Below are 14,760 nucleotides of genomic sequence, written 5' to 3'. Positions count from 1 at the left end.
TTCCCCATGCGTCTTTCCCTGACAACCTGGAACATCAATTCGGTGCGGCTGCGCATCGACCTGGTCGCGAAATTCCTCAAGAGCGCGCGGCCGGAGGTGCTGTGCCTGCAGGAGACCAAGTGCATCGACGACGCCTTTCCGATGAAGCGCTTCAAGCGGCTTGGGTACGAGCACGTCGCGCTGAACGGTCAGAAGGGCTATCACGGCGTCGCCATAGTCTCGAAGATTCCGTTCGAGTCGAAGGATATCCGCACCTTCTGCGACAAGGTAGACTCGCGCCACATCTCGGTCTCGTTCGGCGAGAAGGCGGGCATCGCAAGGCCGCTGGTGCTGCATAATTTCTACGTGCCCGCGGGCGGCGACATTCCCGATCCGGTAGTGAACGAGAAGTTCGATCACAAGCTGCGCTTCCTCGACGAGATGACGGCGTGCGAGCCGCTGCATCCGCGCGGTGAGGACCGCCACGTCCTGGTCGGCGATCTCAACGTCGCCCCGCACGAGAACGACGTCTGGTCGCACAAGCAGCTTCTGAAAGTCGTCTCGCATACGCCCGTCGAAACCGAGAAGCTGAAGGCGGCACTCGCCGCCGGCGAATGGGTCGACGTCGCGCGCGAGCGCATCCCGATGTCGGAGAAGGTCTATACGTGGTGGAGCTACCGCTCCGCCGACTGGACCGTCGGCGACCGCGGCCGCAGGCTCGATCACATCTGGGTCTCGCGCGCGCTGAAGGACGCGGTCAGCGATTTCAAGATTCTGCGCGACGCCCGCAGCTGGGAGCGTCCGTCGGACCACGTGCCTGTCACGGTGACGCTAGAGGTGTGAGGTCCCGCGGTCATTCCGGGCTCGCGACTTCGTCGCGCCCCGGAACGACGAGCGGGGAGAGCTACGACGTCAGCTTCGCGCCCGCCATCAGGATATCGCTGGCGATCTGGCTGGAACGCACCGCGAATTCGTCGCGCAGGCGCACGGCGGCGGCGGGATCGCTTTCGAGCACGCGCTGGAACAGGCTGCGTGCGACGCGGATGACGGAGGAATGCTCCAGCGCGATCGCGCTCGACGGCCGCTTCATCGGCACCACCAGCGCGAGCTCGCCGATCAGCGCGCCGGGACCTGCGATCATCTCGGCACCGGCGCCGTCCTCGACCCGGAAGGCGCCGCGCTGGACCACGAAGCCGGCATCGGCTTCATCGCCGAGATTGAACAGGACGTCGCCGCAGACGAAGTCACGCTGCTCGGAGCCGATCGCCAGCATGCGCAACGAGGCGTCTCCCAACAGGCGCAGTGTCGGGACACGCTCGAGAAGCGCTACGTCGTCGTCGATTGACATTCAGGTCCGAGGCTCGAGGGCACGCCATCTAAAACGATTCGCGCGCCCCTGAAGCGTATCACGGCACCAGCTTGTAGCCACCGGCTTCCGTGACCAGGATTTCCGGGTTCGCCGCATCCTTCTCGATCTTCTGGCGAAGGCGATAGATGTGGGTTTCCAGCGTGTGGGTGGTGACGCCGGAATTATAGCCCCAGACCTCCTGGAGCAGGGTCTCGCGCGACACTGGCATCTGGCCGGCGCGGTAGAGGAAGCGGAGGATGGCGGTTTCCTTCTCGGTGAGGCGGACCTTGCGCGCATTGGCGGCGGTCAGCATCTTCGAGCCTGGGCGGAAGGAGTAGGGGCCGACCGAGAACACCGCATCCTCGCTGGCCTCGTGCTGGCGAAGCTGGGCGCGGATGCGGGCCAGCAGAACGGCGAACCGGAACGGCTTTGCCACATAGTCGTTGGCGCCGGATTCCAGGCCCAAGATCGTGTCGGAATCGGTGTCATGCCCGGTCAGCATGATGATCGGCGCCTTGAAGCCGCCCTTCCGCAAGGAGCGGACGACCTCGCGGCCGTCAGTGTCGGGCAGGCCGACATCCATCAGGACCAGATCGGGGGAATTGGCTTTTGCGGCGCTCGCGCCCTTGGCGCCGGTATCGACGGCCGAGGCCTCGAATTCTTCGTGTAGCGATAATTGCTCCACCAACGTATCGCGCAGATCGGTATCGTCATCCACGATCAGGATCTTGCGGGCATTGGCCATGGGGGGTCATCCTTTTAGGGTCCGGCTCGGCGCGCATCCATGCCGCACCCAGCCGCGAGGGAAAGTTTAGGGTCGCCGTTATTATTGTTGTTCGTGTTGAAGTAGTGGGCTGTTACCGATTCACAAGCCAGAAGCACTCTAACTCAGAATAACAGGGCGTTTTGATGAATGTCCTGTAATGAATCCGACATTGCACGTTCACATGAAAAATAAAGCAGCTTCAGTTGGTTACGCCAGGAATCGAAGCGCCAGGCCGCTCTCCGCGATCCGCGTTAGGCCTGCTGCCGGTAATCCGCGCCGGGGTTGGCTGACGGCCGGAGCACTGACCATCCCGGTGGCGCTGGGGCGGGGCGGCATTCTGGCCAACAAGCGCGAGGGCGACGGCGGCACCCCCAGGGGCAGCTTCCGCCCCAGGCGGTTGTGGTGGCGGGGTGACCGGCACAGCCGCCCCCAGACGTTCTTGCCGACCCGTATGATCACCGGCGTGGACGCCTGGTGCGAGGATCCACGGGATCGTCATTACAACCAGAGCATCCGGCTCGGCGAGGGGCAGGGCGGTGACCGGCTCAAGCGGGCAGACCATCTCTACGACTTCATCATCGAGATCGACCACAACACGCGACCACGCATCGCTGGCCGCGGCAGCGCGGTGTTCCTGCACCTCGCCCGCGACAATTTCGGCCCGACCGCGGGCTGCGTCTCCATGACGAAATCCGCGATGCTGCAATTGCTGCGGCGCTTGGGCCCGCGGACAAAAATCATCATCGGGTGAGGGGGCATGCTCAACAAGGATCAGATCGCCGCCGCTTCGCAGGTCCTGGTGAAGCACTGGCGAGACGGCACCAAGCTGGACGCACTGGAGGCACGGCTGCGGCCACAGAGTCGCGCCGAGGGCTACGCCATCCAGGCCGCACTCGAACGACAATCGAGCGCGACATTGTTCGGCTGGAAGATCGCGGCCACGAGCGAGGCCGGGCAGAAGCACATCAATGTCGAAGGCCCCATGGCCGGCCGCGTCATGAGCGACACCGTGATCGCTGACGGGGGCACCGCGTCGATGAAGGGCAACAAGATGCGCGTCGGCGAACCGGAATTCGCCTTCCGCATGGGCCGCGATCTGCCGCCGCGCGCGACGCCGTACACCGTCGAGGAGGTCCTCGCCGCGGTCGGGACCCTGCATCCCGCGATCGAGATTCCCGATTCGCGCTTTGTCGATTTCGCCGGCGCGGGCGAGGCGCAGCTGATCGCCGACAATGCCTGCGCGCATCTGTTCGTGCTGGGCGCGTCGACGTCGGCGGATTGGCGCGCGATCGATCTCGTCGCGGAACGGCCGCAGATCACGCTGCGCGGCGAGCGCTACATCGGCCACGGCAGGAACGTGCTCGGCGATCCCCGCGCAGCGCTCGCCTGGCTTGCCAACGAGCTGCGCGAGCTCGGCATCACCTTGCGGGCAGGGGAGGTCGTGACCACAGGCACATGCCATCCGCCGCTGCCGATCCAGGCCGGTGATCATTTGGCAGTGGATTTTGGCGTGCTGGGGAAGGTGTCGGTGGGGTTCGCGTAGGTGCCGCCCGCTCCGCTGTCATTGCGAGCGCAGCGAAGCAAATCCAGACTGCCGCTGCGGAGAGACTCTGGATTGCTTCGCTGCGCTCGCAATGACGAACTTGAAGGCTATTGTCGGAGCGTGAGCTTCGCCGACGGCTCTCACCGATGCCCGAAAATCGCACTCCCCACGCGCACATGCGTGGCACCGAGCATGATCGCCGTGGCGAAATCGGCGCTCATGCCCATCGAGAGATTCCTCAAGCCGTTGCGCGCGGCGATCTTTGCGGTCAGCGCAAAATGCGCCGCCGGCGGCTCGTCGACCGGCGGGATGCACATCAGTCCGGAGATCGTCAGCCCGTAAGTGTCGCGGCAGCTCGCAAGGAACGCATCGGCCTCGCCGGGCGCGACGCCGGCCTTCTGTGGCTCCTCGCCGGTGTTGATCTGGACGAAGAGCTGCGGGTGCTTGTTCTGGGATTCGATTTCCTTGGCTAACGCTTGGCAAATGCTCGGGCGATCGACCGAATGGATGGCATCGAACAGCGCGACGGCCTCTTTCGCCTTGTTGGATTGCAGCGGCCCGATCAGGTGCAGCGCGATATCGGGGTAAACAGAAGTTAACGCCGGCCACTTGCCTTTGGCCTCCTGCACCCGATTCTCGCCGAATACGCGCTGTCCGGCGGCGATAACCGGGGTAATTGCATCCGCCGCGAAAGTCTTGGACACCGCGATCAGCGTCACGGAGGCGCGATCACGCCGCGCGTCCTTGCAGGCGCGTGCAATTTCGGCTTCGACCGCGGCAAGCGCGTTTGGTGAATGGCCGGTTACCGGCGCGGCGTTTGCTTCTGTCATGACGTCTCTTGGCTGTGATCGTAGCCCGAGTTAAGTCCAATTTTACCGAGTTCAAGAAACAGTTTTTTGAACCCTTCGCTCTACCTTGGCCCACGGGGTGGTAGCGAAGATGGCAAGCGTCAGTCTCAACCGCAAACGAGCGAAACTCAAGCAGGTTCTCGGAATCCGGGCGCGGCTCGCGTTGCTAGCGGTAATTCTGGTTGCGCCGTTGATGCTCGAGCGCATCCGTTCACTCGAAGACACGCGCGCGCGGCAGATCGCGCAAGCTGCGGCTGAATTCACCACGGTGGCGAGGCACAGCGCCGATGCGCAGCGTGAGGTGATCTCGTCGGTCGAGACTATTCTGAAATCGGAAGCCTTCATCCGCGCCGCCGCCGGCGGCATCAGCAAGAGCTGCGACGTGCTGCGCGCAAGTCTGCCGTCGAACCTTCCTTGGATCCGCACGCTTCTAATCGCCGGCGAGGACGGGCGCATCCAATGCGCCACCAACAACATGTATGTCGGCCTCGATCTCAGTGATCGGCCGTACTTCCAGCAGGCACAGGAAACCGGGCGCTTCATACTGAGCGATTTCATCATGTCGCGGCCGGTGCCGTCGCCGACGGTAATGGCGGTTTATCCGGTCTCCGCCTTCAGCGGGGTACCCGATGCCGTCGTGCTCGCCACCGTCAATCTCGACTGGATGTCGAAGGTCATGAGCAATCTGGGCGGTCGCGCCGGCATCACCGCGGTGCTGGTCGACAGCGCGGGCACCGTGCTGGCGGCCCCGGCCGATCAGCACAGCGCAGTCGGTCGTCCGCTCGACAACATGCCGCTGATGTCCGCGATCGCCGACAAGGCGCTGCGGTCCGATCAGGATGAGGGTTCACTGTCTTTCCTCGCCGCCGACGGCTCCCGCCGTGCGGTCAGCTATATCCGCATCGCCGGCACCAATGCCCGCCTGATCGCCAGCATCGACGAAGACAAGGTGTCCGCAGCGGTCAGCCGCGACATCCGCACCGCGTATCTGCAGCTCGCTTTCGTCGTCATGTTCGTCCTGCTCGGCGCGCTGATCGCCGCCGAGAAACTGGTGATCAAGCCGATCGAGATGCTCGCCGACATGGCCAAGCGTCTCGGCGAGGGCGACCTGTCGGCCCGCGCGGCACGTGGTCGGCTGCCGGCCGAGTTCGTGCCTCTGGCCCGCGCGTTCAACGCGATGGCTGCGCAGCTGAGTCAGCGCGAGCGCGAGCTGATCGCAAGCAACGACCGCCTGACGGTGATGGCTTCAATCGACATGCTGTCCGGTCTCGCCAATCGTCGCGGCTTCCAGAGCCGGCTCGATTTCGAGTGGATGCGCGCGCAGCAATATGGCAGCGACCTCGCGCTTCTGATGATCGACGTCGACCATTTCAAGCTGTTCAACGACACCTATGGCCATCTCGAAGGCGATTCCTGCCTGACGCGACTCGGCGAATCGCTGTCCGGCATCGCCGCCGACACAATGGGCTTTGCGGCGCGCTATGGCGGCGAGGAATTCTGTCTGCTGCTGCCGAACACCGATGTGACGCGTGCCGTTGAAATCGGCGAGCAGGTGCGCGCGGCCGTGCTGAAGCTCTGCCTACCGCACATCACCTCGAACCACATGATCGTGACGGTCTCGATCGGCGTCGCCGCGACAAAGCCGAATGAGACCCTGCGTCCCGGCGACCTGATCGAAGCCGCCGACGCCGCGCTCTACACCGCCAAGCATCGCGGCCGCAACAATGTCGTCGAGCACGGTGTGCAGGCGATCGAGATCGGCGCGGCTGGGATGATGATGGCGGCCAACGCCTAACCCGCAGCTCCGGCCCGCTCGAGCTCGATCTCCGTCACCACGCGATTGCGGCCGCCGCCCTTGGCGAGATAGAGCGCGCGGTCGCAACGCTCGATCAGATCGGTGATCGCCTCGCCCGTCCGGTACTGCGCCACGCCGATCGACACGCTGATGTTGGGCAGGATCTCGCCGGTCGAGCGGCGCGTGATCGTACATTCGGCGATCGCGCGCCTGATGCGTTCGGCGATCTCGGTGCAAGTGGCGAGATCGGCGTTCGGCAGCACCGCGATCAGCTCCTCTCCGCCATAGCGGGCCGGCAGATCTTGCGCGCGAACCTTTTCGCGCAGCACCTTGGCCATCAGGCGCAACACCTGGTCGCCGACACCGTGGCCGAAATTGTCGTTGAAGGATTTGAAGTGGTCGATGTCGAGCAAGAGCACGCTGAGCGGCTCGCCCCATTCCGCAGTCGCCTGCGCCTTGCGCAGGAACTCATCGAGCGCCCGCCGGTTCGCCAGCCCCGTCAGCATGTCGGTCCGGGCGCGCTGCTCGGATCTCGACAGCGAATCGCGGATCACGTCGAGCTCGCGGGTCTTTTCCGCAAAGCCTGCCTCCAGCCGTGTCGCCCTTGTGGCGGCCCGCGCCAGCTCGTTCATGAGCTGGGCGACCAGCAGCTTTGGATCGACGCCGGCCCTGCCCTGGTCGGCCACCTCGCTGATGACCTGCATCTGCGAGTGATTATCGGCGATCGCAGTCGCCAGAAACTCCTTCGCCGCGCCCATGAGCGCCTGCAGCCGCTCGGAGGTGTCGACCACGATGGCACTCACCTGAGGCGCGACATAGGTCTCAAACAGATCCTGATTGGTGCGGGCGTCGAAGGTACGATTGTGGTCGATCAGAAGATCGATCGCGTTGCGCAGATCGTCGTGGCTGCCGGCGAAATACTGGAACCAAACGGCAAAGTTAGCTGGGGTCGGTGCAATCTGCTGTTCGGCCATGCTCCGCATGGCCCGTCCGGCGATGGACGCGGCATAGTCGTAATCGGGATCGTCGAAGCTGGAATCCATCGCGCTCATGGGTCTTGTCGGGCCGCAAATTGGCATTGACCTCTTAATCACACCCCAACGGCCGTCTCGGTATTTCTGCGGAGCAGCTCAAAAGGTTCCCAAGCTGCGGCAACCCATTGACCCCTTGCGGACTTCTATGGCCTAGTCCGCCGTCTTTAGCCGGCCGAACCCAAGAAAACCCAACGATTCCATGACCTCCGAACGCTATAACGCCCGCGACGCCGAACCGCGCTGGCAACGCCTCTGGGACGAGCAGGCGATCTTCGTCTCCAAGAACGACGATCCGCGGCCGAAATACTATGTGCTCGAGATGTTCCCCTACCCGTCCGGGCGCATCCATATCGGCCATGTTCGGAACTACACGCTCGGCGACGTGCTGGCCCGCTTCATGCGCGCCAAGGGGTTCAACGTGCTGCATCCGATGGGTTGGGATGCCTTCGGTCTGCCGGCCGAGAACGCCGCGATCGAGCGCAAGGTCGCGCCCAAGGCCTGGACCTACGACAACATCGCCGCGATGAAGAAGCAGCTCCGCTCAATCGGGCTGTCGCTGGACTGGTCCAGGGAGATCGCGACCTGCGATCCCAGCTATTACAAGCACCAGCAAAAGATGTTTCTGGACTTCCTGCGCGCAGGCCTCGCCGAACGCGAGAAGCGCAAGGTGAACTGGGACCCCGTCGACATGACCGTGCTCGCCAACGAGCAGGTGATCGACGGCCGCGGCTGGCGTTCGGGTGCCGTGGTCGAACAGCGCGAGATGAACCAGTGGGTCTTCAAGATCACGAAGTACTCGCAGGAGCTGCTGAGCGCGCTGGACGGGCTGGACCGCTGGCCCGACAAGGTGCGGCTGATGCAGCGCAATTGGATCGGCCGCTCCGAAGGTCTCTTGATCCGCTTCGCGCTGGATGCGGCGACGACGCCGGCCGGCGAGAGCGAGCTGAAGATTTTCACCACGCGCCCGGACACGCTGTTCGGTGCGAAGTTCATGGCGATCTCGGCGGACCATCCGCTGGCGCAGGCAGCCGCCGCGAAGAACCCAAAACTTGCGGAGTTCATCGCCGAGATCAAGAAGATCGGCACCGCGCAGGAGATCATCGACACCGCGGAGAAGCAGGGTTTTGACACCGGCATCCGCGCGGTGCACCCGTTCGATTCAACCTGGAAGCTGCCGGTCTATGTCGCGAACTTCGTGCTGATGGAATACGGCACCGGCGCGATCTTCGGCTGCCCCGCGCACGATCAGCGCGACCTCGACTTCGTCAACAAGTACAATCTCGGCAACACGCCGGTGGTTTGCCCCGAAGGCCAGGATCCGAAGACGTTCGTCATCACCGACACCGCCTATGACGGTGACGGCCGCATGATCAATTCGCGCTTCCTCGACGGCATGACCATCGAGCAGGCCAAGGAAGAGGTGGCGAAGCGCCTCGAGACGGAGCTGCGTGGCAATGCGCCGGTCGGCGAGCGCCAAATCAATTTCCGCCTGCGCGACTGGGGCATCTCGCGCCAGCGCTATTGGGGCTGTCCGATCCCTGTCATCCATTGCCCGACATGCGATGTGGTGCCGGTGCCGGATGGCGATCTGCCAGTGAAGCTGCCCGACGATGCGACCTTCGACAGGCCGGGCAACGCGCTCGATCATCATCCGACCTGGAAGCACGTCACCTGCCCCAAATGCGGAGGCAAGGCTCAGCGCGAAACCGACACCATGGACACCTTCGTGGATTCGTCCTGGTATTTCGCGCGCTTCACCGATCCCTGGAATAAGGCCGCGCCGACGACACCTGCGGTCGCGAACCGGATGCTGCCGGTCGACCAATATATCGGCGGCGTCGAGCACGCGATTCTGCACCTGCTCTACAGCCGCTTCTTCACCCGCGCGATGAAGGCGACCGGGCACATTGCGCTGGACGAGCCGTTCGCCGGCATGTTCACGCAAGGCATGGTGGTGCACGAGACCTACCAGAAGGCCGACGGCACCTATGTACAGCCGGCCGAGGTCAAGGTCGAGGTCGGCGGCAATGGCCGCCGCGCCACGCTGCTTGCGACTGGCGAAGACATCACGATCGGCCCGATCGAGAAGATGTCGAAGTCGAAGAAGAACACGGTCGACCCCGACGACATCATCGAGACCTACGGCGCCGACGTCGCGCGCTGGTTCATGCTGTCGGACTCCCCGCCCGACCGCGACGTGATCTGGAGCGACGAGCGCGTCCAGGGTGCCTCGCGCTTCGTGCAGCGGCTGTGGCGGCTGGTCAACGATTCCGTCGAACTCGGCAAGGGTGCGCCGGCGGACCGGCCCGCCAGCTTCGGCCCTGACGCCACCGCTCTGCGCAAGGCCGCCCACGGCGCGCTGGACAAGGTCACCACCGGCATCGAGCGGCTGCACTTCAATGTCTGCCTCGCCCATATCCGCGAATTCACCAATGCGTTCTCGGAGGTGCTCCAGCGCCCCGGCCAGCCCCCGGCCGATCTCGCCTGGGCGATCCGGGAAGCCAGCCAGATCCTGGTCCAGCTGTTCTCGCCGATGATGCCGCATCTGGCCGAGGAGTGCTGGCAGGTTCTGGGGCACAAGGGACTGGTTTCGGAGGCCAACTGGCCCCAAATCGAACGCGATTTGCTGGTTGAAGACAGCGTGACCCTGGTGGTCCAGGTCAACGGCAAGAAGCGGGGTGAGGTCACAGTTGCAACAGCGGCCCAGAATCCGGAAATCGAGGCTGCCGTTTTGACCCTCGATGCGGTAAAGCTGGCCCTGGACGGCAAGCCCGTCCGCAAGGTGATCATCGTTCCCAAGAGGATCGTAAATGTTGTCGGCTAGGATCCGTATCGCAGCCCGCTTGCTGGCAGTGGCCGCGCTGGCGGCGCTGACGGCCGGCTGCTTCCAGCCGATGTATGCCGAACGCACCGACGGCACCCCGGGCCTGCGCGAGAAGCTGATGGGGGTCGAGCTGCCCCCGATCAACAAGCCCAATGCATCCCGCGAGGCCCGCGTCGGCGTCGAAATCCGCAATGCGCTGGCCTTCAAGCTTTACGGCACGGCGACGGGCATGCCGCCGACCCACCGGCTGGACATCCGCTTCACCACCAGCCGCTCCTCACTGATCGTCAGCGCCGCGACGGGACTGCCGACCAGCGAAAATCTCGGCATCGACGCCCAGTACAATCTGATCGAGGTCGCGACCGGCAAGTCGGTCATGACCGGCTCGACCTTCTCGCGCGTGTCCTATGACATGCCGGGATCCTATCAGCGCTTCTCGCGCACCCGCGCCGTGCGCGATGCTGAGGATCGCGCCGCCAACGAGATCGCCGAGAACATCAGCACCCGGCTCGCCTCGTTCTTCACCGCGGGCACGTAGTTCATTTCCGTCATTCCGGGGCGCCCGAAGGGCGAACCCGGCATCCAGAGATTGTTGATCGAGATTCCGGGTTCGCGCTTCGCGCCCCCCGGTGACAGTTGGGCCCGATGGTCGCGCTCCGCGGAAAAGAGATCGACGCTTTCCTCGCCCGCCCCGATGCGGGCCGCCCGATCATCCTGCTCTATGGTCCCGATGCCGGCCTCGTGCGCGAGCGCGCCGATGCGTTGATCGCCTCCGCTGTCGACGATCCCAATGATCCGTTCTCGCTGGTCAAGCTCGACGGCGACGAACTTTCCGCCGAGCCTTCGCGTCTCGTCGACGAAGCCATGACCGTGCCGCTGTTCGGCGGCCGCCGCGCCATCCGCGTTCGTGCCGGCTCGCGCAGCTTTGCTGGCGGAATCGACACGCTGGCCGAGATGAGCGTGAAGGATTGCCGCATCGTGATCGAGGCCGGCGAGCTGCGTCCGGAATCGCCGCTGCGCAAGGCTTGCGAGCGCGCCAAGACGGCGGTCGCGATCGGCTGTTATCCCGACACCGAGCGCGACCTTGCCAAGCTGATGGAGGACGAGCTCCGCATCGCGAATCTGCGCATTGCGCAGGACGCCCGTGCGGCGCTGATGTCGTTCCTCGGCGGCGACCGCCAGGCTTCGCGCAACGAGCTGCGCAAGCTGACGCTCTACGCCCACGGCAAAGGCGAGGTCACGCTGGATGACGTGATGGCCGTGGTTGCGGACGCGTCGGAGCTGAAACTCGACCCGATCGTCGATGGCGCCTTTGCCGGTCGGCCTGACATCGTCGAGACCGAATTCGCCAAGGCTATGATCGCCGGCACCTACCCCGGCGTGATCATCTCCGCCGCGCAGCGGCAGGCTGCGTGGCTGCACAAGTCCGCGCTGGCAATCGCGGACGGCCAGCCTGCATCAGCCGTGCTCGATGGTGGCTATCCGCGCCTGCATTTTTCGCGAAAGCCCGCGGTCGAAACCGCGCTGCGCAATTTCAGCCCGGCGCGGCTTGCCGCCATCATCGAGCAGCTCGCGACCGCCGCGCTCGACACCCGCAAGCAATCGACGCTAGCCGCCGCCATCGCCCAGCGTACGCTGATGGCGATCGCGGCAAATGCGAAGCGGCGGAGTTAGGCCTCCGCTCCATCCACATCATTGCGAGCGCAGCTCTCACCACCGTCATTGCGAGGAGCACTTGCGACGAAGCAATCCAGAATCCCTCCGTGGAAAGATTCTGGATCGCCTCCGCCTTCGCCAAGGCTTCGGCGGACAAGTCGCTACGCTCGCAATGACGTGTGGAAGCAGACGCGCCGAAACTCTCGACCTCAGGACTCCGAATGGAGCGAAGCCGGAATGAGACCGTCGCGCCTACAGCGCGCCCTTCGCCAGCCGTTTCATCACCTCGTCGAGCTGGTCGAGGTTGCGGTAGCTGATCTGCACGGAGCCGCCGGGATCGCGGTGATTGACGGTGACCTTGAGACCGAGCGCGTCGCTGACACGCTTTTCGAGATCGATCGTATCGGGGTCTTTTTCCTTGCCCCCGGTGGCGCGCGCCTTCTGCGGCTTGCGTTTCGGCACGCCTTCCTCGTGCGCGAGCGCCTCGGCCTGACGGACGTTGAGGCCTTCCTCGACGATGCGCTTGGCGGCGGCGAGCGGATCGGGCACGCCGATCAGCGCGCGGGCGTGGCCGGCCGTCAATTCGCCGGTTGCGATGAAGGCCTGCACCTCGGCCGGCAGCTTCGTCAGCCGCATCATGTTGGCGACATGGCTGCGGCTCTTGCCGACGGCCTTTGCGATCTCGTCCTGGCTGCGTTTGAATTCGTTGGCGAGCGCGTGATAGCCCTGCGCCTCCTCCATCGGGTTGAGATCTTCGCGCTGCACGTTCTCGACGATGGCGAACTCCAGCGCGTCGCTGTCGCTGATGTCGACCGGCACGATCGGCACTTCGTGCAGGCCGGCCATCTGCGAGGCGCGCCAGCGCCGTTCGCCGGCGATGATCTCGTAGCGGTCCTGCGCGCCCTTCACCGGACGCACCACGATCGGCTGGATCACGCCATGCTGCTTGATGGAGTCAGAGAGCTCCTTCAGCTCCGCGTCGGAAAAGGTGCGGCGTGGATTGCGCGGATTGGCCTTGATGAATTCGATCGGCACCTTGCGCTGCGCGCGCGGACGATCGACCTGCTGCGCCTCGCCGCCGACGTCACCGATCAGACTTGCAAGACCCCGGCCCAGTCGCGAACGCGCTTCGTCGGCCATCGCCAGCTCCCTTGGATTCACGGTGCAGCACTCCAGAACTGAATTTCACACTCTCGATCGTAGGGTGGGCAAAGGCGCGTCTTCGCGCCGTGCCCACCATCTTTCAATCGAATGATTTGGTGGGCACGCTTCGCTTTGCCCACCCAACGGAATCCTCAATGCGTCGTGCGCAGCTCGCGCTCGCGCTGGATCACTTCGGTGGCGAGACGCAAGTACGCTTCGCTGCCGACGCATTTGAGATCGTAGACCAGCACCGGCTTGCCGTAGGACGGCGCCTCGGAGATGCGCACGTTGCGCGGGATCATGGTCTTGTAGACCTTCTCGCCCATGAACTGGCGGACGTCGGCGACGACCTGGTTTGAGAGATTGTTGCGCGAGTCGAACATGGTCAGCACGATGCCGTGAATCGACAGGTTCGGATTGAGCGTCGAGCGCACCTGCTCCACCGTCTGCAAGAGTTGCGACAGACCTTCGAGCGCGAAGAACTCACATTGCAGCGGCACCAGGATCGCGTCCGACGCCGCCATCGCATTCACCGTCAGCAGGTTGAGCGAGGGCGGGCAGTCGATCAGCACATAGGTGTAGTCGGCGTCCGGCGAGACGTTGTTATTGAGTGCGGCGATGGCATCGCGCAGCTTGAAGGCGCGGCCGGACGTGGTGCCGAGCTCGAGCTCGAGGCCGGAGAGGTCCATAGTCGACGGCGCGATGTGCAGCCGCGGCACCGCGGTCGAGACCACCGCTTCGCGCAAGGCCGCTTCGCCGACCAGCACATCATAGGTCGAGCAGGAGCGGTTGCGGCGGTCGATGCCGAGGCCGGTCGAAGCGTTGCCCTGCGGATCGAGATCGACGATCAGGACGCGCTCGCCGATCGCCGCGAGCGCCGTGCCGAGGTTGATCGCTGTGGTTGTTTTTCCCACGCCGCCCTTTTGGTTCGCCAGCGCTAGGATGCGCGGGTGGCCATGCGGCACCTCCGCAGGCTGCTCTTGGGAAGTCCCTTCTTGCTGCGGCTCGTCAGTCACGCTCATCGAAATTCCCCACTCACCCCAGAACGCCTCACCCGCGCCGTTCGGCGGAAGTCAGCTCGACGATCCAACCGTCCCCTGTACGGCTTGGGTGGAGTCGGGGCTGAATATTCCAATATTTAGCGGCTTCGGTCAATTCACCCTCTACATCTTGACCCTTAAGAAATAACGCCTTTGCGCCTTGGCGCATCAGCGGCTCCGCAAAGCCGATGAGTTGATGTAGCGGAGCCAGTGCACGCGCGGTGACGCAATCGACGGGGCCGGTGATTCTATCCACATTATCCCCGATCTCAGCGAGATGTACGACTCCGGGCGATGTGGTGACGCGAATCGCTTCGCGCAGGAACGCGGCCTTCTTGGCGATTCGCTCGACGAGGTGGACGCTCGCGTCCGGCGTCCCCGCCATGACGCAGGCCAACACGACGCCGGGAAACCCGCCGCCGCTGCCGAGATCGGCCCAGCGTTTTGCCGCCGGTGCGAGATCGACGAGCTGAAGCGAATCGGCGATGTGCCGGGTCCAAAGGTGCGGCAGCGTGGAGGGCGCGACGAGATTGGTCTTGGCCTGCCACTGCCGGAGCAAGGCGATGTAGCGATCAAGCCGAACTTCCGTTTCATGTGAAACGGGCGCGAGCTTGAGGGCCGCGATCTTGTCGGCGGCGATGACAGCGTCGAGTGATTGATCGCTGGCGCTGGCCTTGTCGATCTTCGGTTTACCCAGTACCGGTTCGGATCGCCGGCCCGCGCCCTCACCCGCTCGGGGTCGTCGCGATAGCGGTCTGTCATCGCCCGGTCCGCGCTGTTTCAC

Annotated in this window: 14 protein-coding genes; 7 read left to right on the top strand and 7 right to left on the bottom strand. The window is 64.4% G+C overall.

The window, feature by feature from the left end; all coding sequences use genetic code 11:
- Positions 1-6: 6 nt before the first annotated feature.
- The gene (locus tag P6U29_RS01060) at positions 7-822 is read left to right on the top strand and encodes an exodeoxyribonuclease III (protein ID WP_407115932.1); all 816 of its coding nucleotides are present in this window, start codon (positions 7-9) and stop codon (positions 820-822) included.
- Between the two features lie 61 nt (positions 823-883).
- On the opposite strand, the gene P6U29_RS01055 is transcribed toward P6U29_RS01060, so the two are convergent.
- A complete protein-coding gene (locus P6U29_RS01055; RefSeq protein ID WP_407115931.1) occupies positions 884-1,327 on the bottom strand; it encodes a cyclic nucleotide-binding domain-containing protein in 444 nt (147 codons plus the stop codon).
- Positions 1,328-1,385: 58 nt separating this feature from the next.
- Positions 1,386-2,072, bottom strand: a complete 687-nt coding sequence (locus tag P6U29_RS01050) for a response regulator transcription factor (RefSeq protein ID WP_008142830.1) — start codon at positions 2,070-2,072, stop codon at positions 1,386-1,388.
- A gap of 202 nt (positions 2,073-2,274) precedes the next feature.
- Here P6U29_RS01050 and P6U29_RS01045 point away from each other — a divergent pair, with 202 nt between their 5' ends.
- Together P6U29_RS01045 and P6U29_RS01040 are read left to right on the top strand one after the other, a co-directional pair.
- Entirely contained in the window at positions 2,275-2,844 is a 570-nt protein-coding gene (locus tag P6U29_RS01045) for a L,D-transpeptidase (RefSeq protein WP_407115930.1), read from the top strand.
- A gap of 6 nt (positions 2,845-2,850) precedes the next feature.
- Entirely contained in the window at positions 2,851-3,636 is a 786-nt protein-coding gene (locus P6U29_RS01040; RefSeq protein WP_407115929.1) for a 2-keto-4-pentenoate hydratase, read from the top strand.
- Between the two features lie 140 nt (positions 3,637-3,776).
- Here the strand turns inward: P6U29_RS01040 and P6U29_RS01035 are convergent, their stop codons facing one another.
- A complete protein-coding gene (locus P6U29_RS01035; protein ID WP_407115928.1) occupies positions 3,777-4,466 on the bottom strand; it encodes a YggS family pyridoxal phosphate-dependent enzyme in 690 nt (229 codons plus the stop codon).
- Positions 4,467-4,575: 109 nt separating this feature from the next.
- Here P6U29_RS01035 and P6U29_RS01030 point away from each other — a divergent pair, with 109 nt between their 5' ends.
- Entirely contained in the window at positions 4,576-6,279 is a 1,704-nt protein-coding gene (locus P6U29_RS01030) for a diguanylate cyclase domain-containing protein (RefSeq protein ID WP_407115927.1), read from the top strand.
- Here the strand turns inward: P6U29_RS01030 and P6U29_RS01025 are convergent.
- On the bottom strand, positions 6,276-7,322 hold the full coding sequence (locus P6U29_RS01025) for a GGDEF domain-containing protein (RefSeq protein WP_407119574.1): 1,047 nt from the start codon (positions 7,320-7,322) through the stop codon (positions 6,276-6,278). The genes P6U29_RS01030 and P6U29_RS01025 overlap by 4 nt on opposite strands.
- A gap of 190 nt (positions 7,323-7,512) precedes the next feature.
- Here P6U29_RS01025 and leuS point away from each other — a divergent pair, with 190 nt between their 5' ends.
- The 3 genes from leuS (at position 7,513) to holA (ending at position 11,811) form a co-directional block, all read left to right on the top strand.
- On the top strand, positions 7,513-10,137 hold the full coding sequence (gene leuS / locus P6U29_RS01020) for a leucine--tRNA ligase (protein ID WP_407115926.1): 2,625 nt from the start codon (positions 7,513-7,515) through the stop codon (positions 10,135-10,137).
- The gene (gene lptE / locus P6U29_RS01015; RefSeq protein WP_407115925.1) at positions 10,124-10,675 is read left to right on the top strand and encodes an LPS assembly lipoprotein LptE; all 552 of its coding nucleotides are present in this window, start codon (positions 10,124-10,126) and stop codon (positions 10,673-10,675) included. The genes leuS and lptE overlap by 14 nt, the downstream gene beginning before the upstream one ends.
- 107 nt (positions 10,676-10,782) lie before the next feature.
- Positions 10,783-11,811: a DNA polymerase III subunit delta gene (gene holA, locus P6U29_RS01010; protein ID WP_407115924.1), complete on the top strand. Its 1,029-nt coding sequence runs from the start codon at positions 10,783-10,785 to the stop codon at positions 11,809-11,811.
- Positions 11,812-12,045: 234 nt separating this feature from the next.
- Here holA and P6U29_RS01005 read toward each other — a convergent pair whose 3' ends face one another.
- The 3 genes from P6U29_RS01005 to rsmG form a co-directional block, all read right to left on the bottom strand.
- On the bottom strand, positions 12,046-12,933 hold the full coding sequence (locus P6U29_RS01005; RefSeq protein WP_407115923.1) for a ParB/RepB/Spo0J family partition protein: 888 nt from the start codon (positions 12,931-12,933) through the stop codon (positions 12,046-12,048).
- A 155-nt stretch (positions 12,934-13,088) separates the two neighbouring features.
- The gene (locus P6U29_RS01000; protein WP_407115922.1) at positions 13,089-13,958 is read right to left on the bottom strand and encodes a ParA family protein; all 870 of its coding nucleotides are present in this window, start codon (positions 13,956-13,958) and stop codon (positions 13,089-13,091) included.
- Between the two features lie 28 nt (positions 13,959-13,986).
- Entirely contained in the window at positions 13,987-14,760 is a 774-nt protein-coding gene (gene rsmG, locus P6U29_RS00995) for a 16S rRNA (guanine(527)-N(7))-methyltransferase RsmG (protein WP_407115921.1), read from the bottom strand.

This window comes from Bradyrhizobium sp. LMG 9283, assembly GCF_045571415.1.
Taxonomy (GTDB): domain Bacteria; phylum Pseudomonadota; class Alphaproteobacteria; order Rhizobiales; family Xanthobacteraceae; genus Bradyrhizobium.
The sequence above is the reverse complement of the archived record's forward strand: the minus strand, read 5'-3'. Positions and strand labels throughout refer to the sequence as shown.